This window comes from Janthinobacterium sp. SUN120 (assembly GCF_030397735.1).
Taxonomy (GTDB): domain Bacteria; phylum Pseudomonadota; class Gammaproteobacteria; order Burkholderiales; family Burkholderiaceae_D; genus Janthinobacterium; species Janthinobacterium kumbetense.
In genome coordinates this window covers 1,233,098-1,253,536 of record NZ_JAPUBW010000001.1, presented here as the reverse complement: position 1 = coordinate 1,253,536, position 20,439 = coordinate 1,233,098, and the positions used below count along the sequence as shown (strand labels likewise).

The 20,439-nt window shown below is 63.5% G+C and carries 19 protein-coding genes; 10 read left to right on the top strand and 9 right to left on the bottom strand.

Annotation, left to right across the window (positions count from 1 at the left end):
• The first annotated feature begins 5 nt into the window (after nt 1–5).
• Nucleotides 6–452 carry a hypothetical protein gene (locus O0879_RS05590; protein WP_289915219.1) on the top strand — a complete coding sequence of 149 codons (447 nt, stop codon included), beginning with the start codon at nt 6–8 and terminating at the stop codon, nt 450–452.
• A gap of 120 nt (nt 453–572) precedes the next feature.
• Nucleotides 573–1,271: an amino acid racemase gene (locus O0879_RS05585; RefSeq protein WP_289915217.1), complete on the top strand. Its 699-nt coding sequence runs from the start codon at nt 573–575 to the stop codon at nt 1,269–1,271.
• A gap of 49 nt (nt 1,272–1,320) precedes the next feature.
• Here O0879_RS05585 and O0879_RS05580 read toward each other — a convergent pair whose 3' ends face one another.
• The 3 genes from O0879_RS05580 to O0879_RS05570 all read right to left on the bottom strand — a co-directional run bounded on the left by O0879_RS05580 (nt 1,321) and on the right by O0879_RS05570 (nt 4,282).
• Entirely contained in the window at nt 1,321–2,538 is a 1,218-nt protein-coding gene (locus O0879_RS05580; RefSeq protein ID WP_083299622.1) for an MFS transporter, read from the bottom strand.
• Between the two features lie 294 nt (nt 2,539–2,832).
• Nucleotides 2,833–3,249 carry an SRPBCC family protein gene (locus O0879_RS05575; protein WP_289915215.1) on the bottom strand — a complete coding sequence of 139 codons (417 nt, stop codon included), beginning with the start codon at nt 3,247–3,249 and terminating at the stop codon, nt 2,833–2,835.
• Between the two features lie 16 nt (nt 3,250–3,265).
• Nucleotides 3,266–4,282, bottom strand: a complete 1,017-nt coding sequence (locus tag O0879_RS05570; RefSeq protein ID WP_289915213.1) for an aldo/keto reductase — start codon at nt 4,280–4,282, stop codon at nt 3,266–3,268.
• 102 nt (nt 4,283–4,384) lie between these two features.
• Here O0879_RS05570 and O0879_RS05565 point away from each other — a divergent pair, with 102 nt between their 5' ends.
• Nucleotides 4,385–5,287: a LysR family transcriptional regulator gene (locus O0879_RS05565; protein WP_289915212.1), complete on the top strand. Its 903-nt coding sequence runs from the start codon at nt 4,385–4,387 to the stop codon at nt 5,285–5,287.
• 120 nt (nt 5,288–5,407) lie between these two features.
• On the opposite strand, the gene O0879_RS05560 is transcribed toward O0879_RS05565, so the two are convergent.
• From O0879_RS05560 to O0879_RS05550, 3 genes are all read right to left on the bottom strand, one after another.
• The gene (locus O0879_RS05560; protein ID WP_289915210.1) at nt 5,408–5,881 is read right to left on the bottom strand and encodes a DUF6328 family protein; all 474 of its coding nucleotides are present in this window, start codon (nt 5,879–5,881) and stop codon (nt 5,408–5,410) included.
• 88 nt (nt 5,882–5,969) lie between these two features.
• Nucleotides 5,970–6,677, bottom strand: coding sequence for a hypothetical protein (locus tag O0879_RS05555; protein ID WP_289909701.1), 708 nt, complete (start codon nt 6,675–6,677; stop codon nt 5,970–5,972).
• A gap of 109 nt (nt 6,678–6,786) precedes the next feature.
• Nucleotides 6,787–6,999, bottom strand: a complete 213-nt coding sequence (locus O0879_RS05550) for a hypothetical protein (protein WP_034751103.1) — start codon at nt 6,997–6,999, stop codon at nt 6,787–6,789.
• Between the two features lie 176 nt (nt 7,000–7,175).
• Between O0879_RS05550 and O0879_RS05545 the strand changes: the two genes are divergently transcribed.
• Nucleotides 7,176–7,679, top strand: coding sequence for a YidB family protein (locus tag O0879_RS05545; RefSeq protein ID WP_354670180.1), 504 nt, complete (start codon nt 7,176–7,178; stop codon nt 7,677–7,679).
• A 178-nt stretch (nt 7,680–7,857) separates the two neighbouring features.
• Here O0879_RS05545 and O0879_RS05540 read toward each other — a convergent pair whose 3' ends face one another.
• Complete coding sequence (locus O0879_RS05540; RefSeq protein WP_257218619.1) at nt 7,858–8,895, bottom strand: LacI family DNA-binding transcriptional regulator; 1,038 nt, start codon at nt 8,893–8,895, stop codon at nt 7,858–7,860.
• Between the two features lie 239 nt (nt 8,896–9,134).
• The gene (locus tag O0879_RS05535; protein ID WP_289915204.1) at nt 9,135–11,237 is read right to left on the bottom strand and encodes an Ig-like domain-containing protein; all 2,103 of its coding nucleotides are present in this window, start codon (nt 11,235–11,237) and stop codon (nt 9,135–9,137) included.
• Nucleotides 11,238–11,416: 179 nt separating this feature from the next.
• Between O0879_RS05535 and O0879_RS05530 the strand changes: the two genes are divergently transcribed.
• The 5 genes from O0879_RS05530 (at nt 11,417) to O0879_RS05510 (ending at nt 15,981) form a co-directional block, all read left to right on the top strand.
• Nucleotides 11,417–12,667 carry an Hsp70 family protein gene (locus O0879_RS05530; protein WP_034781446.1) on the top strand — a complete coding sequence of 417 codons (1,251 nt, stop codon included), beginning with the start codon at nt 11,417–11,419 and terminating at the stop codon, nt 12,665–12,667.
• 119 nt (nt 12,668–12,786) lie between these two features.
• Complete coding sequence (locus tag O0879_RS05525; RefSeq protein WP_171985014.1) at nt 12,787–13,416, top strand: 3'-5' exonuclease; 630 nt, start codon at nt 12,787–12,789, stop codon at nt 13,414–13,416.
• Nucleotides 13,417–13,591: 175 nt separating this feature from the next.
• Nucleotides 13,592–14,989: an SEL1-like repeat protein gene (locus O0879_RS05520; RefSeq protein WP_289915202.1), complete on the top strand. Its 1,398-nt coding sequence runs from the start codon at nt 13,592–13,594 to the stop codon at nt 14,987–14,989.
• Nucleotides 14,990–15,079: 90 nt separating this feature from the next.
• A complete protein-coding gene (locus O0879_RS05515) occupies nt 15,080–15,556 on the top strand; it encodes a DUF4262 domain-containing protein (protein WP_251348931.1) in 477 nt (158 codons plus the stop codon).
• Nucleotides 15,553–15,981: a DUF6386 family protein gene (locus tag O0879_RS05510; RefSeq protein ID WP_289915200.1), complete on the top strand. Its 429-nt coding sequence runs from the start codon at nt 15,553–15,555 to the stop codon at nt 15,979–15,981. Before O0879_RS05515 ends, O0879_RS05510 begins: the two co-directional genes overlap by 4 nt.
• Nucleotides 15,982–16,026: 45 nt before the next feature.
• Here the strand turns inward: O0879_RS05510 and O0879_RS05505 are convergent, their stop codons facing one another.
• A complete protein-coding gene (locus O0879_RS05505; RefSeq protein ID WP_289916155.1) occupies nt 16,027–17,814 on the bottom strand; it encodes a GGDEF domain-containing protein in 1,788 nt (595 codons plus the stop codon).
• A gap of 412 nt (nt 17,815–18,226) precedes the next feature.
• Between O0879_RS05505 and O0879_RS05500 the strand changes: the two genes are divergently transcribed.
• Complete coding sequence (locus tag O0879_RS05500; protein WP_289915198.1) at nt 18,227–20,422, top strand: prolyl oligopeptidase family serine peptidase; 2,196 nt, start codon at nt 18,227–18,229, stop codon at nt 20,420–20,422.
• The last annotated feature ends 17 nt before the right edge of the window (nt 20,423–20,439 follow it).

Sequence of the window (20,439 nt, the reverse complement as noted above, 5' to 3'; positions counted from 1 at the left end):
TGCAGATGACTGACAATAATGTGCTGCGCGCGCTGGGACTCAGCGAAGCTTTGCTGGCTCATCTGGATGGTGATAGCGTTGCATCGCCATTGGATTACCGTTGCCAGGCGGCGCGTGCATGGCGTTCCTCGCCCATGGCAGGGAGCGGTATCGTGGCCTTGTGGGAATGCGGCATGGTGCTCGATTACTTCAATCCTGCCAATGGCTGTTTCGAGCGCTGCAGCCTGGAAAATATTGACGAGGTGTGGCGCAGCTATGCATCGCTGCAAGGCTTACTGGCAGAACTATTTCTTAATGCATACGAGGATGAAGTGGATGACGCCGCGCTGTGCGCCTGCGCCAGCCTGTTTGGCTTCCATGCGATACAGCGTTTGCTGGCGGAGGCCGCTAACGCGGGAACGGGCTACAGGCAATGGCGTACGGGCTTTGGCGCGAGTTGTACGGACCGTTAAGTGGTCTGTCGCACCATCGTTGACATGCTTCACTTCTGACAGTCCTGTCCGCTTGCATCGCTGAGATAAATTGATATATCTCACCGTATAATTTGCGCAATTCTTTTCGCTGGGAATAATGTGCAAAACAAGACTATAGGTTTACTTGGCGGCATCGGCTGGGCTTCGACCCTGGAATACTACCGGCTCATCAATGAAATGCTCGTGGCGCGCATCGGACCCGCGCACAGCGCGCGCATCATGCTGGTCAGCATGGACCAGGCCGATTTCGTCGCGCACGCAGCGCAGCCCGATTCCCATGCCATCGAGCAATTCCTCGTCGGGGAAGGGCAGCGCCTGCGAGACATGGGCGCGGACTTCTTCCTGTTGTGCGCGAATGGCGCGCACCGCTTCGCGCCGGCCGTCGTGCCGCGCATCGGCTTGCCTTTTATCAGTATCGTCGAGGAAACGGCAAAGCGGGTGCAGCAGTCGGGCATACGCAAGGTGGGTTTGTTGGGCGTCAAGCAGACGATGGCAGGGAGTTTTTACCACCAGGCGCTGGCGCAGCTGGACATTGCCACGGTGACGCCCGAGGCGGCCGACCAGGACATCCTCCACGACATCATCTATACGGAACTGGTGCAGAATATCTTTACCGATGCCAGCCGGAAATTTTTTCTCGCCATCATCGAGAAACTGCGGCGGCAAGGCGTGCAGGGCGTGATTTTGGGATGTACGGAGATACCGCTGCTGATTCAGCAGGGCGATGTGGACTTGCCGCTATTTAATACCACGGCCATTCATTGCGAGGCGGCGGTGGCGTTTGCCATCGAAGATTGAGCGCTGGCAACAGAGCGGCTGCCTGGGCAGGCTGCCGCTCTCGTCATCATCAAGCCGGCTGCGCGCCGCTCACATTCCGGCTGCGGTTTTCCACCAGCACGGAAATACCGAGCACGACGATGCCGCCGCAGGCCAGCATGGCGCCCACCCAGCCCGTCGAGCGCAAACCCATGCCCATGGCGATGGCGATGCCGCCGGCCCAGGCGCCCAGGGCGTTGGCGATGTTGAAGGCGGAGTGGTTGAGGGCGGCCGCCACGGTTTGCGCGTCGCCGGCCACGTCCATCAAGCGCGTCTGTACTGCCGGGGCGACGGCGATGCCGGCGCCGATGGCGAACAGGTTGATCGCCGTCAACCAGACATTGCTGCTGGTATAAGTAAAGGCGGCCAGCGCGGCCACGTTCCACAGCAGCACGCCGAAGATGGTCCACAGGCGCGAGCGGTCGGCCAGCCAGCCGCCGATCAGATTGCCCACCGTCATGCCGATACCGATAATGGCCAGCAAGATGGAAATGACGAGCGGCGACACTTTCGTCACTTCCAGCAGGGTTGGCGTAATAAACGTGTAGACGGCGAACATGCCGCCGAAGCCGATCGCCACCATCAGCAGGGTCAGCCACACTTGCAGGCGGCGGAACACGCCCAGTTCGCGGCGCGGGCTGGAATCGCCGGCGGCCACCATGGGCACGAAGATGCGCACCATCAGCATGGTCAGCAGGCCCAGCGCGGCGACCAGCAGGAAGGCCGAGCGCCAGCCCAGGGTCTGGCCGATGTAGGTTGCCAGCGGCACGCCGAAGATATTTGCCACGGTCAAGCCCATCAGGACACGGGCGACGGCCTGGCCGCGCCGGTCCGGTTCGGCCAGCGCGGCCGCCACCAGCGCCGCCACGCCAAAGTAGGCGCCGTGCGGGATGCCGGCCACGAAGCGGGCCACCACCAGCAAGCCATAATTTGGGGCGATGGCGCTGAGCAAGTTGCCGCCAGCGAACATCAGCATCAGACAGATCAGCATCAATCGGCGCGGCATGCGCGCCAGGAAGATGGTGATCAGGGGCGCGCCGATGACCACGCCCAGCGCGTAGGCGCTGATCATGTGGCTCATCTGCGGCAAGGTCGTGCCCAGGTCGTCGGCCACCACGGGCAGGATGCTCATGGAGGCGAACTCGCCCGTGCCGATGGCGAGGCCGCCGATGGCCAGGGCCAGGTCGGCGTATCCAGCGCCAAAAGGCGCGGTGACGCGCGGAATCAGGGGATCTACGGAGGCGTGCATGTTCTTGTTAGTTGGGTAAAGAATGACAGGGCGGAGGGGCGCGCAGTGGCCCAGCCGGAGGTGGCAATGCGCCACCAGAGTCGACGGATGGCCGGTATTTTCGGGCTAGAAGAGCTGCCCAAAGACAACATTGTAAGAGATTCGGGCAAGCTCTGCAGGGCGCCGGCTAAAATCTGCTGCACTGCACACAACAGCGTTTGCTCTTGTTGTTAACGATAACACGGAATCTGCGCGATTCCGCCACAGGGTGAGCGAAGAAAGCCTGGCTGTGGCGGAAATGGTCTTCCTTGCGTATTACTTCGCTAACGATTGCTGCAGCGCTTCCAGGCCCGCCACATAAATGCCGTGGAACAGGTCCGTCACTTCCTGCTCGCTCACGCCCACGGGCGTGAAGCGGCCCGACCAGGTGACCCGCGCGCCGTCGCTGCCGGCAAGTGGTTCCACTTTCAGGGTCGACAGGTAATCGGTGGCGGGAAACGGCGCCTGCAAAATGGAATAGCTGTAGCTGCGCGCCGCATTGTCGTACGCTTCCAGCTGCTCGACGATGACGTCGCCGGCCGGGTTGGCCAGGTGGCGGATGCGGCCCCCTGCGCTTAACGTGCTGCTGGGAATGTAGGGCAGCCAGTCGGGCAGCGAATTGAAGCCGCCGATCAGTTGCCATACCTGCTCCGGCGTGGCGGCGATGTCGATCGAGGTGGTGGTGTGTGCCATATGTATTCCTTATCTATTAGTTGGCGCCAGTTGGCAGCGGGGCGAATGGCGACACCAGCTGCTCGGCGCGCATGTCCTGCCAGAAGGCGGCGGGGATGACGCTGTGCAATGCCTGCTGGTCTTCGGCCAGGCGTTCCGGGCGGCTGGCGCCGGGGATCACGGCAGCCACGGCAGGGTTGGCCAAGGAAAATTGCAGGGCGGCCGCCTTGACGCTGACGCCATGGCGCGCGGCAATCGCCTTGATGCGTTCGACCTTGGCGATGATGTCGGGCGAAGCTTTCTGGTATTCGAAGTGTGCGCCGCCGGCCAGGATGCCCGAGCTGTAGGGGCCGCCCACGACGATGTCGACGTTCTGTTTTGCCGCGCCCGGCATCAGGCGCTGCAGCGCACGTTCATGGTCGAGCAGGGTGTAGCGGCCGGCCAGCAGGAAGGCGTCCGGCTGGGCTTCGGCCAGGTCCAGGGTCAGTTCCAGCGGTTCCACCTTGTTTACGCCCACGCCCCAGGCCTTGATGACGCCTTCTTCGCGCAAGCGGGTCAGCACGCGGAAGGCGCCCGTGCGGGCAATCTCGAATTGCGCCAGCCAGTTGTCGCCGTGGAAATCCTGGGCGATGTCGTGCACCCAGACGATATCGAGGCGGTCCGTATCCAGACGTTTCAGACTGTCTTCGATCGAACGCAGGGTGGCGTCGGCCGAATAGTCATCGACGATCTTGTTCTTGCGGCCAAATTCGAACAATCCCCCTTTTTCGCCCAGTTCGCGGGCGGCGGGGTCTTCCAGTTCGTCGAGGATCAGCCGGCCGACCTTGGTGCTCAGCACGTAATCGTCGCGGCGGCGCTGCTTCAGGGCGGCGCCCAGGCGCAGCTCGGCCAGGCCGGCGCCGTAGAACGGGGCCGTGTCGAAGTAGCGGATGCCCGATTCCCAGGCCGCGTCGACGGTCGCCAGCGCTTCCTGTTCCGGAATGTTGCGGAACATATTGCCCAGCGGCGCCGTGCCGAAACCCAGTTTTCCTGTCAGTAAGTGTTTGATTGTCATGGTGTTTTCCTTCAATGAGTGAGTCAGTGCAGACAGAATAGCTGGACAAGTTAAGCCTGTCCAAGACATAATTAGCGCAACTTGAGTCCTGAAAGGTCTGACATGCTGGACATACGCCAATTGCAATACTTCATCGCCGTCGCCGAGGAAGAACACGTGGGGCGGGCCGCCGAGCGCCTGCATATTTCCCAGTCGCCGCTGAGCCGGCAGATCGCCCAGCTCGAAGACAGGCTGGGCCTGACCCTGTTCGAGCGCAGCGCCCAGCGCATCCGCCTGACGCGCGACGGCCACACCTTCCTGGCCGAAGTGCGCGCGTTCATTACCCACGGGAACCGCCTGGAAGCGCTGGCGAAACGCCTGGGGCGCGGCGACGAGGGCGGCCTGTGCATAGGCTACATCGAAAACGCCATGCATGCGGGCGTCTTGCCGGAGGGGCTGCGCGCCTTGCGCGCCACGCGGCCGCAAGTGCACGTGGCCCTGTACAACCTGCATTCGGCCGAGCAGATCGAAGGCTTGCGCCAGCGCAGCCTCGATATCGCGCTGCTGTGCGAGCCGCCGCTGCCGAACGACCCCGACCTCGATTGCGCGCAAGTGCTGAGCGACCCCATGCTGCTGGCCTTGCCCGCGACGCATCCGCTGGCGGACAAGGCCCAGCTGACCCCGGACGACCTGGCGGGCCAGGAGTGGATCGCCGTGCTGCACAAGGAAAGCGTGCTGAAGCACGATAACTTCATCGCCGCCTGCGCGCGCGCCGGTTTTACGCCCGACATCCGTATGGAAGCAACAGAGCCGCTGACGGCGCTGGGCTTGGTGGCGGCCGGGTTGGGCATGGCCATGATCCAGCACAGCCTGCGCCAGCACGCGCCGGCCGGCGTCGTCGTGAGGGAATTGCCGTGGTTCAGCTACCGCACGCCCCTGTGGCTGGCCTGGCACAAGGTCAATCTGCGTCCGCTGGTGGGGATTTTCCGGGAAACCTTGCTGCAGCAGGCGAGCGCAGCCGCTTAGCAACACCTAACAAAACCGTAGCGAGCGGGATGAGTTGTGGCTGAGAAGCGGAGCTGTGCTTGAGCACAGTGAGCATCGGAGGCCGCAAATCGCGACGCGCAGCAGGTTTGGTTAGGTGTTCTAGATTTTCCTGGCGTGCTTCAAGTGCAGGGGCAGCCACCACCACATGCAGACGATGAGCGAGCCCATCAGCACGCAGGCGACGATGCCGGCGAGGTGGCCGAACACTTCCGACATCACCAGATTGGTGCCGAGGATGAACGCCAGCGCCAGTGAAAAGGCGCCGCACATCATGATGCGGTCGGCCATGCGCTTGAAACGCTCGCGGTCTTGCAGGGGGCGCATCACGCGGTGCTGGATGGCTGGCGCGCTGAGCAGCACCAGGCTGGTCATGGAAAGGAAGAATGTCAGCAGGAAGACGATTTTTTCCGCCTGCACGATCTTCGCGAAGCCGCCGTTGAAGGGCAGGATGATGAGGAAGGCCGTCAGCATCTGCGCGCCCGGCAAGAGGATGCGCAATTCGCTGAGCAGGTCGGACAAGTCGCCTTCCTCGCCTGCTTGATTATTGTCGTCATGTGGCGGGGTGTGCGGCATGGCGCTATTCCTGTTGGTGGCGATGGGGCCAGTCTACGCACAGGCGGCCGGGCCGACTGTGGGCGGGCGCACCTTCGGAAGCATTGCGTCAGAACCAGTGCGGGTAGCGTTGGCGCAGCCGCCACAAGGGCGTCGAGACGATGGCCGTGGCGCTGTGCGAGGCGTCGTGGCCGCAATGGCCGCAACTGTGGCGCCGGTGCGGCGCCAGCGCGAAGTCGCCCAGGTCCAGGTGCGGGTGGCCGCAGCGGGCGCAGTCGCTGCAGCCCAGCGGCGCGCCAGCCTGCAAGGCTGCGGCGAACGTCTGCGCGGCGGGCGGTGTGATATTCAGTTGCACTATGTCGGGAGGAAACAGGCCGGGCAGGGCGCGGCAGTCGATGGTCAGGGCTGGCAGGTCGCGGCTGAACAGGGCGCCGCCGTCATTGGCCCGGGCGCGCAGTTGCAGCAGGCCATCATTGCCCAGGCGCAGGGTGCTGGTGTGGAATTGCGTGGGGTCGAACAATTCCGGATACAGCACATAGCCCATGGGGCTGGCGTGCTGGCGGCATTGCATGGGTTGCGCGGATGGGCAGGCGGCCAGGTCGGCTTGCGTGCCCCAGTAGCACTGGTGCGTGCGGCACCAGTGTCGCGCCGCGCCATTGCGAAATTTTCCAGCGGGCAGCAGATCGCACACGATGACGGCGTCCAGTCCCGCACCGGCGCGAAAGTGGCCCGTGATGTGGGACGTGGTGACGGCAAGACGGCCCGTGCTCGCGTGCAGGGGCCAGCAGATGCCCGGCAGGGTCAGCGGCGTGGCCAATGGCGCCTCCGCGCGGCTATCGGCTTGCCAGCCGCTCGCTGGCCTGAAGCAAAAAACCCGCCGGTTGGGGCGGGCTGTGCTGACGGGGATGCCTGAGGCATGGCCCGGTCTATTCTTCCGTATCGGCCAGGGTGACGATGGCGCGCGCCCACTTCGAGTATTTCAGGTTTGCTAGGTCGCGCACGGTCTTGATATTGAATGCCTGCTTGAGCAGCTCCGCATCCTTCTCGCTCACGCCTTGCAGCGCATCGACGGGTGCATCAGCGATTTCCTTGAACGTCTTTTTTTCGTAAGCCTTGTCTACCGCTTTATTGATGTTCATGTGTTGATACTCCTCAGTAAGTGGGAAAATTAATTCTACACGTTTTTGTGAACCGTCAATTTACGCTTGCAAGTTGTGCCGAACTAAATATGATGGAGGTGGGCGCCTCGACAGTGAGGCCGTCTGTGCGTTCGCCTTGAGATTGTAATTATGTCACTGTTATTATTCATAGTATAATGATTTCCATGGCGGAGAATGGTCTGCGCCATGCCGGACACCGCGGTCACGCGGCACCAATCGATAGCGTTCAGGAGAATACGATGAGTTTGCTAGATCAACTTGCAGGACAGGCGATGAGCGCTTTGGGCAATAAAAGTGCTGACGGGGAAGCCCCATCGGGATTGATGGCCAGCGTGATGGACCTGGTCAACCAGCATGGCGGCTTGCCCGGCCTGCTGCAGAAGTTCCAGGAAAGCGGCCTGGGCGACCAGGTGGCCAGCTGGATCGGCACGGGCGCCAATGCGCCCGTCTCCGGCGAACAGATCAAGGATGCGCTGGGTGCCGACACGATCACCCAGATCGCTGAAAAAGCGGGCGTCGCACCTGACGCGGCTTCGGGCGGCCTGGCAGCCTTGCTGCCCCAGCTGATCGACAAGCTGACCCCGGACGGTCAGGTGCCGGAAGGCAACGACCTCGTCAGCCAGGGCTTGAATATGCTCAAGGGCAAGATCTTCGGTTGATTCCCAGGTCTTGCAAGTGAAAAACCTCGCAGCGATGCGAGGTTTTTTTATGTGCAAGGTTTCTGGGGGATCAGTGTTACCGTCGGAAAAACGCCTGTGGCTAGGCGCCGCCCCGAAGACAGTACGCGAGTACGGCGAAGGACAAGAGTAACCCCGGCAACAACGCCACGGGCGTTTTTCAGGCGGCGGCCATTATTCCCAGGCGCTGCGCCATATACGCCGGTTCGCTGGTCAGCCGCGCCGTACTCCCTTCCACCAGATACGAGCAATACCGTCTCCGCTCGGCGCTGCCGCCGCGCCGTTCCATCAGCTCGCCCAGCATGGCGACGGCATCGGCGGCCATCTTTTGCACGGGCTGGCGCAGGGTGGTGATGTCGTAGCTCAGCCAGCCGGACGCTTCCAGCGCGTCGAAGCCGGCCACCGACATTTGCAGCGGCACCTGGATGCCCATCTGGTGGCGCGCCGTGTCCAGGCAGCCGATGGCCATGATGTCGTTGCCGCAAATGACGGCGTCCGGCACGCGGCCCAGGCGGTCGATGACCTTGCGCAAGCCCCGTCCGCCGCTGGCGTAGTCGTAGTTGCCGCTGACGACGATGGGCGCGGGCAAGCCCAGGGTCAGCAGCCGGTCCAGCATGCCGGCCTTGCGTTCCTGCGCGACGGCCGAATCGCCGGGGCCGTCGATGATGGCGAACTGGCGGTGGCCCGCTTCGGCCAGGCGCGAGACGAGCAGGCGCGCCGCTTCGCCCTGGTCGCACAGCACGGCATGCACGGCGTGTTCGCGCGGGCTGCGGTTGAACAGCACCAGGGGCACGTCGCGCCGGCCGAATTCGGCCATCTGCTCGTCCGACAGGCAGGCGGCCACGACGGCGCCGTCGACCTGGTATTGCCACACATCGCTGAGGGCCTTGCCGATGTCCGCTTCGCGCTCCAGGGTAAACAACAAGAGGCGCTTGCCTTGGCGGGCGATGTGCTGGCTCAGGTCGGACAATACTTGCGGATAGTACAGATTGGCCAGGTTGGAAATGATGACGGCCACCAGGTTCGAGCGGCGCGTGATCAGGCTGCGCGCGGCTGCGTTGGGGATGTAGTCGAGGCTGATGGCCGCCTGCATGACCTTGGCGTGGGTGGCTTGCGAGATGCTGGCGCCGGGCTTGAAGCAGCGCGACACGGCCGATTGCGACACGCCGGCCAGCAAGGCCACGTCATACGAGGTCACGCGCCGTCCGGCGCCGGGTATGGCGCGGCTGGCGGTGTTGGGTGTCCGGGCTACAGTATTCTTTTTTCGCATATTGGTCTGGCAAGCAACCTGTCTCAAAGTATTCCTGCAGGCCCGGCCGCTTGTGGCGGCCTGGGCGGGCAGAATGAGCATAGCGTAAAAGATTGCCGCATGGCAAGACTGTTTTCTTGTTCATGTTGCAAAAAATATGACTGAATGGCAAGTGGTATGCTTGCTCCTCAATCGGCGCTGTCGCAGGGCCCGCTGCCATAGGGGCTGAGGCGTCCCGGCGGGTCCACGCGGCGCGCGCTGAAATCGCTGGCCAGCGTGGGTAATGGCCATTCCGCCGTGGCGCTCGCTTCCGTGCCGCTGACGGTGCCGCGCACGGTCAGGGCCACGTGCACCCAGGAACCATAATTGCGCGGATAGCTGACGGTGACGGTGGCCATGCCCAGCGCGTCGCTCAGGCCGCTGGCGCTGACGGTCAGGGGGATGCCCGGATCGAGCACGCCATTGCCGTTGCGGTCGTAGGCGGCATCAAAGATGCCGTTGCGCAAGATATCTTCATTGGCGCAGCTGTAGAGGGGCAGGGCCAGGCGCCAGACGCCCGTGTCGGGGAACTCGGGCTTGTCCGCCTGCCACACGTAAGATCCCTTGGCATAGCGGCTGGGCCAGGCGGCGGCCGTGATGGCGACGCCCTGCACGGCATTGCCGGCGCTGTCGGACACGAACACGGCAAAGTCCTTCTGCAGCACGCTGGGTGAATATTCGCGCAGCAGGCTGCCCGTGCCCAGCTTGATTGACAGCGCTTGCCGCGCCACCGTCAGGCGCACGAGGGCCGTGGCTGCCGCTTGCGGCGCGCCTTCGATGCGGGCCTGGATCAGCACGCCGTCGCGGCCGCTGTCGGCCGGCCCCGCCACATACACGGCGCGCGCCAGGCCATCGCTGCCCGTCAGCACCCGGCCAGCCTGCCGCAGGTAGCCGCCGCTGGGGTCGCTCAAGATGGAAAACAGCACGGGCGCGTTCTTGACCAGGTTGTTGGCCGCGCCATCGCGCACCACGGCGCTGATGGTGCTGATACTTGTGCTGACGTTGTCGGCCGATGCCGCCGAAGTGGTCGTATTCGCGCGCAGCACTGCCGGGTCCGCTTGCACGGCCAGCTTGCTGGCGCCGCTCAGGGGCGCGACGAATTCCAGCCGCGTCTGCGCCGTGGGGCCGCCCGCCACGGCGGCCGTGAGGGTGGCCACGCCCGCATTGGCCGATTGCACATAGCTGCGCGGCAAGTTGCCGTTGCTAAAAATCAAGCTGGCAGGCAAGGCCTGGCTGCAGGCGCTGTCGCTGAACAGGCTGCCGCGCGAGGTCGACAGGCTGGCGCTGCCCGTTTGCGGCACGCCCGCCTTGTCATAGCGCGCGTCGATGGGCTGGCACGCCAGGGTCGCCACTTCCGGCAGCACGTCCGCGCCGCTGGCGTCCTGGCCCACGGCCGGACTCAGGCGCAGGTCGCTGCCGGCCACGGCATATGCTTGCGTGGCGGCGGCGCCCAGCGCGCTGACGGAGACGGCATCCTTGCCCAGGCTGCCTGCGGTCAGGCGCAGCACCAGCTGGCCTTGCGCATTGCTGAGCGCCGCGCCCCCATCCTTGAGGCGCACGCCGTTGCCGGCGCCCGTGCTGTAGGCGATGGCGGCGCCGGCCACGGGTTTGCGCGCCGAGTCGCGCACGGTGACGGTGAGGTCGGCGCCCTGGCCCAGCATCAGGGCGGCCGGCCCCAGCACTTCCACGCTGCTGCCCGTCACGGCCACCGTGCCCTTGCCGCTGCGCGCGCCGACAGTCGCCGTCACGGTGATGCTGCGGTTGCTGTTGGCGCCGCCGGTCCCCAGCAGGGCGCGCGCCTGGCCGTTCTTGTCCGTCACGGCGTCGACGCTGCCGAGGATGCCGGAATCGGCGGCAAAGGAAATCTTTGCGTTTGGCAAGGCTAGGTTGGCGCCATCCTTGACGAGGGCGGTGACGGCCACTTCGCTGCCGGCCAATCCCGCCGAGGCCAGTTCCGTGCTGGAAAACACCAGGTTGACGGCGCTGGCCAGGCTGGCCGGCTCGGGCGGCGTGACCGGCGGAATCACGGGGGGCGTCACGGGCGGGGTGATCGGCGGCTTCACGGGCGGCACGGTGGGCGGCGGGCTGCCGCCGCAGCCTGCCGTGCTGTGCAGCGAGCAGCCGGCGCCGGCCTGGGTATCGGCGGAACCGCCGCCGCAGCCGGCCAGGGAAACGAGGAAGGCCGCCAGCACGGTAGCAGGCAGCAAAGCAGCGGGCAGGTGGCGCGGGTGGCGCAGGCGGGCGAGGGGCACGATGGGTCTCCGGGAGCTGGCCGAGTTGCTCGGCATTCATTTCCCAAGAGTAGCTTTTGCGCGCGGCCGCTACTTGATGCAAAGCAAGTTTATGCTGTTGACCCCGTCGAATGGGTTTTGCTGGTGCAATAGCCTGCCTTCTGATAACATAACGCCCCTTTATTCAGGGAAGGGTCGACATGGCCAATGCTTGCGGCGTCGATTTCGGCACGTCAAATTCCACGGTAGGCTGGGCACGTCCCGGGCAGAGCACCATGCTCGGCCTGGAAGATGGCAAGACGACCTTACCGTCCGTCGTCTTCTTCAATGCGGAAGACGAGGAAGTCAGTTTTGGCCGCGCGGCGCTGGCCGGCTATCTGGCCGGTTACGAGGGGCGCTTGATGCGCTCGCTGAAAAGCTTGCTGGGCACGAGCCTCATCGATGGCCAGACGGAAGTGGGTGGCCGCGCCTTGCCATTTCGCATGTTGCTGGCGCAATTCATTGGCGAAGTGAAACGCCGCGCCGAGCAATCCGCCGGCCGCGAATTCTCGTCCGCCGTGTTCGGCCGTCCCGTCTTCTTCATCGATGACAATGCGCAAGCCGACCAGCTGGCGCAAGACACGCTGGCCGAAGTGGCCCGCTCCGTCGGTTTCAAGGACGTCGCGTTCCAGTTCGAGCCGATCGCCGCCGCGTTCGACTACGAGTCGCAAATCGACAAGGAAGAACTGGTACTGATCGCCGATATCGGCGGCGGTACGTCCGACTTTTCGCTGGTGCGCCTGTCGCCGGAACGGGCGAAGAAAACCGAGCGGCGCGACGACATCCTCGCCACCGGCGGCGTGCACATCGGCGGCACGGATTTCGATAAATACCTGAGCCTGTCTTCCGTCATGCCTCTGCTGGGCTATGGCAGCCGCCTGCATAACAATAGCGAAGTGCCATCCAGCTATTATTTCAACCTGGCGACCTGGCACACGATCAACCTGGCGTACACGAAGAAGATCTGGGTGCAGCTGGCCGACGTGTGCCGCGATGCACGTGAGCAAGACAAGATGGGGCGCCTGCAAAAGCTGATCGACGAGCGCGCCGGCCACTGGCTGGCCATGAAAGTCGAAGAGGGCAAGATTGCCCTGTCCGACGCGGCCGAAGTGCAGCTGGAACTGGACCGTCTGTCGCCCGCGCAAAGTCTGTTGCTCAAACGCACGCAGTTCGACGAGGCCATCGGCCACCTGTGCGGTTCCGTGGAAGAAACCGTGCTGCGTCTGCTGCGCGACGCGGGCGTGGCGCCGGAAGCCGTCGACACCGTGTTCTTCACGGGCGGTTCGAGCGGCGTGCGCTTGCTGCGCGAAAAGATCGCAGCCCTGGTGCCGGCCGCGCGCAAGGTCGAGGGTGATCTGTTCGGCAGTATCGGTGCGGGTTTGGCGCTGGACGCCGTGCGTAAATTTGGTTGATAAAATGTGCATGGCGGCGTTGCCGCGTCTTGCCGTACTGGTGTACTGTCTGCGACGCGGCGCCTTGCCCTGCGCATTTTATCGATACCCCCACTGTTGCACCCACGAAAGAACGCCCCATGAATGTGTTTGACAAACCGATCGTCATGATCGACTTCGAGACGACCGGTTTATCTCCCGACATGGGCGACCGCATCACGGAAGTGGCGGCGCTGCGTATCGAGGGCGGGCAGATCACGGACCGCTATGTGACCCTGATCAACTGCAATGCGCGCATCCCCTCGTTCATCACGGGCTTGACGGGCATCACGCAGGCGATGGTGGACAAGGCGCCGCCCGTGGCCGAGGTGGTGCCGCAGTTGCTCGACTTCATCGGCAGCGATGCCTTGTCGGCGCACAATGCCAGCTTCGATGAAAAATTCCTGCGCGCGGAAAGTGCCAGGCTGAACCTGACACCTGCGCACCAGTCGCTCGTGTGTTCCCTGAAACTGTCGCGCCGCGTGTTTCCCGGCATGGCCAGCTACAAGCTGGGCTTGCTGTCCAGCCAGCTGGGCATCGCCTTCAAGAGCGCCGCCCACAGGGCCGAATCCGATGCGGAAGTGGCGGCCCAGGTGCTGATCCACATCGGCCGCCATTTGCGCAGCAGCTATGGCATCGCCGACGTCGACGCGGACTTGCTCGTGTCGCTGAACAAGCTGGCCGCCGCCAAGGTGCCGCAATTCCTGCAAAAACACCCATCACGCCGCTGAGCGCCATGCCTGCCTAAGCGGGCTCATCAAAACGATATAATTTTGCTATTTCGTTTGAGCCTGCTCAAGTCCTTCCCCTGCATCGAATTTAAAATTTAAGCAACACATGATTTCGCCGCCCTGGGCCGCCGTTTTGCGCGTGCTGCCAGCAAGCGCAATGTGGATGGGGGCGCACATGGACAAGCACCATACTGCCAGAGATAGCCACGAGGCGTATATCTGGTTCCGCACGGCTGCCGAGCAGGGCAATGCCTACGCCCAGTTCAATCTGGGCTTGATGTACAAGAAGGGCGAAGGCGTGGCGCAGGACGATGCGCGCGCCTTTGTCTGGCTGCGGCTGGCCGCGCTGCAAGGGCTGGCGTTCGCGCAAAACCACCTGGGCGCCCTGTATTACCACGGCCGCGGCGTGGCGCAGAGCGACGAGGACGCCGTGCTGTGGTTTCGCCGCGCGGCCGCGCAGGGCGATGCGTCGGCCCAGCAAAACCTGGGGCAGATGTACCGCAAGGGGCGCGGCGTGCTGCAGAGCGACGAACTGGCCCTGGCGTGGTTTTACCGCGCATCGGAACAAGGCGTGGCCAGCGCGCAATCCTTGCTGGGCGAAGCCTATGCGCAAGGCCTGGGCGCGAAAAAGAACGATGCGCTGGCCCTGGCGTGGTTCCGCAAGGCAGCCTTGCAGGGCGATGCGCAGGCGCAGCTGAACCTGGGGCTCGTCTACAAGCGGGGCCAGGGCGTGGCGCAAAGCGATACGCAGGCGCTGGCCTGGTTCCGCCAGGCCGCTGCCCAAGGCCTGGCCGTGGCGCAGCGGCAACTTGGCGTGGCGTATGCGGAAGGCCTGGGCGTGGCGCCCGATCAGCTGCGCGCCTACGCCTGGCTGCAGCGGGCGGCCGAGCAGGATGACGCCGACGCCCAGTTCAACCTGGGCCTGATGCTGGCGCGGGGGCAGGGCGTGGACAAGGACGAGGCGCGCGCCGTCGTCTGGTACCGGCGTGCGGCCCTGCAAGGTCACTGCATGGCGCAATACAATCTGGGCGGCATGTTTGCAGGCGGGCGGGGCGTCGCCCGCGACCTGCGCCAGGCGCTGGACTGGTATGCCAGGGCGGCGGCCCAGGGCGCGTCGAATGCGCAGTTCAACCTGGGCGTGATGTATGCCAATGGCCAGGGCGTGGAGCGCGACGAGGTGTGCGCCGTGCGCTGGTACCGCACGGCGGCCGAGCAGGGCGATGCCAGCGCGCAAAACAACCTGGGCGTCATGTATGCGAGCGGCCACGGCGTGCCGCAAGACGATGGCCTGGCCGTGCAATGGTATGCGCGCGCGGCCGGCCAGGGCCATGCGCTGGCGCAGTACAACCTGGGCGGCATGTACAACAGCGGGCGCGGCGTGGAGAAGGATCCCGTTTGCGGCTATATGTGGCTGGCGCTGGCGGCCGAGGGCGGCGATAGCGGAGCGGCCAGGGCGCGGGAAGCGGCTGCCGCCAGGCTGGAGCCGGCACAGCTGCAAGAGGCGCAGCAGCGCATGCGGCAATGGCACCAGGTGCGTTCCCCGCCACGGTCGCCACGGCCAGCGCGCGACTGAAGCGTGGGCGCGGACGCGGGCTGCGTGCGATAATTGCCGGCAGGAATGTCGCGAAGGCGGCGTGGTTTTTGGCACAGCGAAAGGCGGAACATGGTAAGGCAGGCAGGCGAGGATGCATCCGAACAAAAAGTCATCGACGACATCGCCACGCATGGCTGGCATGGCGTGCATATCAGTGCCGATGAAGAGGGCCCCGGCTACGCCTTCACGATAGGCGCTTGCCACAGCTTTGGCCAGCCTGAATTTCTCATCATGGGCTTGCCGCGGGCCGTGGCCCACCAGATACTCGACGTGGCGCTGGACGCCGCGCGCAGCGGCGCCATCACGGATTTCACGGCCACCACGGACGTCTTGCTGAAGGGCCATCAATGCGCCTTCGTGCGCGTGCCCGTCGAGCAATACCGCAACTATGTCGGCTATGCGCGCTGGTATTACCAGGGTGACGAGTTTACCGTGTACCAGATCGTCTGGCCGTCGCGCGATGGCCATTTTCCATGGCAGGCGCAAGCCAGTGCGCAGTACGTGGAAAGCCAGCCGCTGCTGGGACCGGCGCCGCTGGCGGCATGACGAGAATCGTGACCGGCACGGCCACCCTGTGCGTGTTCGACCCGGCCCTCTTGCGCCACAAGCTGGAAGATGACTGCGACTGGTGGAGTATTCCCGGCGCGGAACTGGCGGCCGTGAACGCGGGGCAGGTAGCGTTTTTCAACGTCGGCGGCGACGGCGCGTATGACATCGCCTTGCACGCCGAACTTGCCGAGCCGCATGTGGTCGTGCATCTGGCCGTGGTCTCCGGCCGCGTCTTCATCGGCGCCGGGGAAGACGTCACCGGCGGGGGCCTGGAACCGGACACGGCATATGGCGGCCTGTTCGTCGACGTGCCCGCAGGCAGTTACCGCTTGCAGGCGCGCCGCGATGAGGCACGCATCAGCCTGGCATTCGTGCCCGATGCCCGCAGCAGCAATGCATTTGTCGACCTCGTGCGTATTTGAGTGCGGCCAGCCTGTCCCCGTCCAGCTTTGACTATTTGCCCCTGGCTACGCATCCATGCGCGCCACGCCCGCGCCTTGCCGCCGGTCCAGGAACAGGCTGTTGCCGTGGATTTTCTTGGCCTGCTTCTTCGCTTCCGCCGCCTGCGTGGCAATCTGGTGGTGCGTGTAATACTGGTGCGCTTCCACCTTGATGACGCCCAAGGATAGGCTGATCAGGGAATAAAACACTTTCTTGCCTTGCCGGTCTTCGCTGATGTAGCCGCCCCGTTCGCAATCGCTGGTGCTGTAATAGGCGAGGATGGCGGCCGCGAAGTCGTCCAGCATGGCCTGGCAGCGCGCTTCCCAGTCTTCGCTCTGGAACAGGATCATGAAATCGTCGCCGCCGATGTGGCCGATGAAGTCGCGGTTCGGGTCGCAATGGCTGCTGAGGATTTCTCCCGTCAGCTGGATCACGTCGTCGCCCTTGCGGTAGCCGTACACGTCGTTGAAGGGCTTGAAGTGGTCGAGGTCGCAATAGCAGACCCAGAAGCGGCTGCCGCTGTGCAGCAGGCGGTCGATATGCTCGTTGATGGGCACGTTGCCGGGCAGTTGCGTCAGCGGATTGGCATAGCGGGCCGCGTTGATCTGCATCTGCGTGATTTCGCGCATCAGGTCGTGTCCCGTGCCCATGCCCAGGTAGCGGCCGTGTTCGGTAATGATGAAACCGTTGAACAGATGGTGGGCGCTCGATTGCACCATGGTGTAGCTGAGTTCCTGCAAGCTCGTCTCGTGGTCGGCGATCAGCGGCGTGGCATCCATGAACAGGCTGCACGATTTCTTGCCATACAGTTCGCGCTGGTAGGGGCGGGCGAAGTGATCGATCATCTCGAAGCGGCTGATCAGGCCCAGCGGCACGCCGTCGTCGACGACGGGAATGATCATCAGCTTCGGGTCTTTCAGGAAAATATCGTACACCTCGTTATTGTTTTTCTCGGGCGAAACGGCCGCCACCCGGTGCAGCAGCTTGCGGATGCTGGCGCCGTTCTTTTCCAGGCTGCTGCGCTGCGGATACACGGCCACGCCGTTGCGTCCCAGCGCCTGCACCACTTCGGCCGGCAGGGCGCGCGCCGGCACCGCGTTGGGCCGGCCCAGGTGATAGCCTTGTCCGAACGCCACGCCCAAGTCGCGCAAGACGAGCAATTCCGTTTGCGCCTCGATGCCTTCGGCGATCACCAGGGTGCCCGATTTTTCCGCGATTTCCTGGATCGAGCGCACGAACTGCAGTTTCACGGGGTCGTTATTGATGCCCTGGATGAAATGCATGTCGATTTTCACGTATTCCGGGCGCAGTTCCGACCACAGGCGCAGGCTGGAAAATCCCTCGCCCAGGTCGTCGATGGCGATCTGGAAACCCATATTGCGGTAATGCAGCACCGCTTCGCGCATCAGCTCGTAGTCATACGTGGGCTGGTTTTCCGTCAGCTCGATGATGACGCGGTCCGGATTGATGCCGATATGCTCGATGTATTCCAGGGTTTCGCCATGGCGGGCATTGCGCAGCAGCAGGCATTCGGGGCTGACATTGAGAAACAGCTTGCCGGGCAGTTGCAGTTCGGCGAAGCGTTCGAGCACCACTTGCCGGCACAGGTGCTCCACTTCCAGGGTCAGGTCATGCGCGCGCGCCACCTTGAACAGATTCATCGGCGCGTGCAGGGGGCTGTCGGACGGCCCCCGTATCAAGCCTTCGTAGCCGATGATGTCGCCGCTGTGCATGTGGATGATGGGCTGGAACAGCGCGCTGAGCTTGCGGCCCGCAATGATCTCGTGCAAGGCATCCGTCCCTTCGATGCTCATGGATACCGACGGCGGCTTCAGGTAAGCCACATTCGATGGCACCGCGCCGGGCGGCGCGGCGGTGGCGGTGGGGAGGGCGAGAGTGTGCATAGGCGGATGTGGCGGCACGGCCTCTGGACGGGCCATGAACATGTTGCCGATAGTAAAGAAGATTTATGACGGCTTGATGAAACGACTTTGTTTTTGATAATGTTTCTTGCATGAACGTCAGTTTGCCGATTCCGGCGAAAGCGAGATTTATCATGGTCATTCATGTAAATTCCCCAAACAAAAGACGGTAAATCCACCGGATAACTGTGCTTTAAAAGTGGCAATCCGCGCTATGATTTCTCTTGGCGAAAGTCAACATGGGCAGCCGCCGCGTATGCCGGCGGCCTGCTTTCCTCGACATCCAACAATGAGACAACAACCCATGCAATTACGTAGTGCAACCCTCATATTCAGCTTGATGGCCGCCTTCGGTGGCAATGCCCTGGCGCAAAGCGCCGCGATGCCATCGTGCCCGGCCGGCGATGGCGCACCCGTGACGTATCCGGTCAGCAAGAAAGTCGACCAGCAAGACAGCTATTTCGGCACCACTATCGCCGACCCGTACCGCTGGCTGGAAGATGCCAACAGCGCCGAGACAGGCGAGTGGGTTGCGGCGCAAAACAAGCTGACGCAATCGTACCTGGGCACCATCCCGGAGCGCGCCGCGATCAAGCAGCGCCTGACCAAGCTGTGGAATTATGAGCGTTTCTCTACGCCAACGAAGCAGGGCGGCCGTTACTTCTACAGCCGCAACGACGGCTTGCAGAACCAGGCCGTGCTGTACACGGTGAAAAAACTGACGGACGAGCCGCGCCTGCTGCTCGATCCGAACACCCTGTCCACGGATGGCACGGTGGCGCTGGCCGGCACTTCGATCAGCCCGAACGGCAAGTACCTGGCGTATGCCACGTCCGCTTCCGGTTCCGACTGGAACGAGTGGAAGGTGCGCGACATCGAATCGGGCAAGGATTTGACGGACCACATCAAGTGGGCCAAGTTCTCCGGCGCTTCGTGGACCAAGGACAACACCGGTTTCTTCTACAGCCGCTATGACGCGCCGAACGAAGCCACCAAGCTGGCCGATATCAATTACTTCCAGAAATTGTATTTCCATAAAATCGGCACGCCGCAAAGCGACGACGTGCTCGTCTTCGACCGTCCCGACCAGAAGGAATGGGCGTTTGGCGGCAGCACCGTCAGCGACGACGGCAATTACCTGATCATCACGGCCACGCAAGGCACGGAACGCAAGAACCGCATTTTCTACAAGGACTTGCGCCAGAAGAACGCCAAGGTGGTCGGCTTGCTGGAAGCGTTCGATGCATCGTACTCGTTCATCGACAATGACGGCCCCGTGTTCTTCTTCAAGACGGATAACAAGGCGCCGAAATCGCGCGTGATCGCCATCGATACGCGCAAGCCGCTGCCCTCCGACTGGAAGGAAATCGTGCCGCAAAGCGCGGAAACCCTCGTTGCCGTCAATCTGATCAACAACCAGCTGGTGCTCGATTACCTGAAAGATGCGCAAACGCAAATCAAGATCGTCGACCTGAATGGCAAGCTGGTGCGCGAAGTGGCCTTGCCGGGCATCGGTTCGGCGGGCGGCTTTGCCGGCAAGCGTGGCGACACGGAAACGTTCTACTCGTTTACCAGTTTCACGACGCCAGCGACCATCTACCGCTACGACATGAAATCGGGCAAGAGCAGCGTGTACCGCCAGCCGAAGGTCGATTTCGACCCGAACGCCTTTGAAACGCGCCAGCAATTCTTCACCAGCCGCGACGGCACCAAGGTGCCGATGTTCATCGTCTCGAAAAAAGGCATGAAGCTCGACGGCACGAATCCGACCTATTTGTACGGCTATGGCGGCTTCAATATTTCGCTGACACCGAGCTTCTCCGTGGCAAATCTTGCCTGGGTAGAAATGGGCGGCGTCTACGTGATGGCCAACCTGCGCGGCGGCGGCGAATACGGCGAAGCCTGGCACCAGGCTGGCACCAAGCTGAACAAGCAAAACGTGTTCGACGACTTTATTGGCGCGGCGCAATGGCTGGTGGACAACAAGGTCACCTCGCCATCGAAGCTGGCCATCGGCGGCGGCAGCAATGGCGGCCTGCTGGTGGGCGCGGCCATGACGCAGCGTCCCGACCTGTTCGCCGCGGCGATCCCGCAGGTGGGCGTGCTCGACATGTTGCGCTTCCACAAGTTCACCGTGGGCTGGGGCTGGGTGCCTGACTACGGTTCGTCGGACGATGCCGAGCAATTCAAGGCGCTGGTGAAATACTCGCCGCTGCACAACCTGAAGGCGGGCGGTTGCTATCCAGCCACCATGATCACGACGGCCGACCACGACGACCGCGTCGTGCCTGCCCACAGCTTCAAGTTCGCCGCCGCTGCCCAGGCAGCGCAAGGCGGTGCGGCACCCGTGCTGATCCGCATCGACAGCAAGGCCGGCCATGGCGCCGGCAAGCCGACGACCAAGCAGATCGAAGAAGTGGCCGACCGCTGGGGCTTCCTCAGCCGTTCGCTGAAGATGACGCCGGTAGTGGCGGAGCCGGCGAAAGTGGCGGCGCAGTAATTAGTTGGTGTTCAGGT

Coding starts and splice junctions, on each gene's coding strand:
- O0879_RS05530 (WP_034781446.1), top strand. CDS start 11,417: ATGGCCAATGCTTGCGGCGTCGATTTCGGCACGTCAAATTCCACGGTA.
- O0879_RS05545 (WP_354670180.1), top strand. CDS start 7,176: ATGATTTCCATGGCGGAGAATGGTCTGCGCCATGCCGGACACCGCGGT.
- O0879_RS05575 (WP_289915215.1), bottom strand. CDS start 3,249: ATGGCACACACCACCACCTCGATCGACATCGCCGCCACGCCGGAGCAG.
- O0879_RS05560 (WP_289915210.1), bottom strand. CDS start 5,881: ATGCCGCACACCCCGCCACATGACGACAATAATCAAGCAGGCGAGGAA.
- O0879_RS05570 (WP_289915213.1), bottom strand. CDS start 4,282: ATGACAATCAAACACTTACTGACAGGAAAACTGGGTTTCGGCACGGCG.
- O0879_RS05565 (WP_289915212.1), top strand. CDS start 4,385: ATGCTGGACATACGCCAATTGCAATACTTCATCGCCGTCGCCGAGGAA.
- O0879_RS05510 (WP_289915200.1), top strand. CDS start 15,553: ATGACGAGAATCGTGACCGGCACGGCCACCCTGTGCGTGTTCGACCCG.
- O0879_RS05500 (WP_289915198.1), top strand. CDS start 18,227: ATGCAATTACGTAGTGCAACCCTCATATTCAGCTTGATGGCCGCCTTC.
- O0879_RS05525 (WP_171985014.1), top strand. CDS start 12,787: ATGAATGTGTTTGACAAACCGATCGTCATGATCGACTTCGAGACGACC.
- O0879_RS05590 (WP_289915219.1), top strand. CDS start 6: ATGACTGACAATAATGTGCTGCGCGCGCTGGGACTCAGCGAAGCTTTG.
- O0879_RS05515 (WP_251348931.1), top strand. CDS start 15,080: ATGGTAAGGCAGGCAGGCGAGGATGCATCCGAACAAAAAGTCATCGAC.
- O0879_RS05520 (WP_289915202.1), top strand. CDS start 13,592: ATGGACAAGCACCATACTGCCAGAGATAGCCACGAGGCGTATATCTGG.
- O0879_RS05505 (WP_289916155.1), bottom strand. CDS start 17,814: ATGAGCATCGAAGGGACGGATGCCTTGCACGAGATCATTGCGGGCCGC.
- O0879_RS05580 (WP_083299622.1), bottom strand. CDS start 2,538: ATGCACGCCTCCGTAGATCCCCTGATTCCGCGCGTCACCGCGCCTTTT.
- O0879_RS05550 (WP_034751103.1), bottom strand. CDS start 6,999: ATGAACATCAATAAAGCGGTAGACAAGGCTTACGAAAAAAAGACGTTC.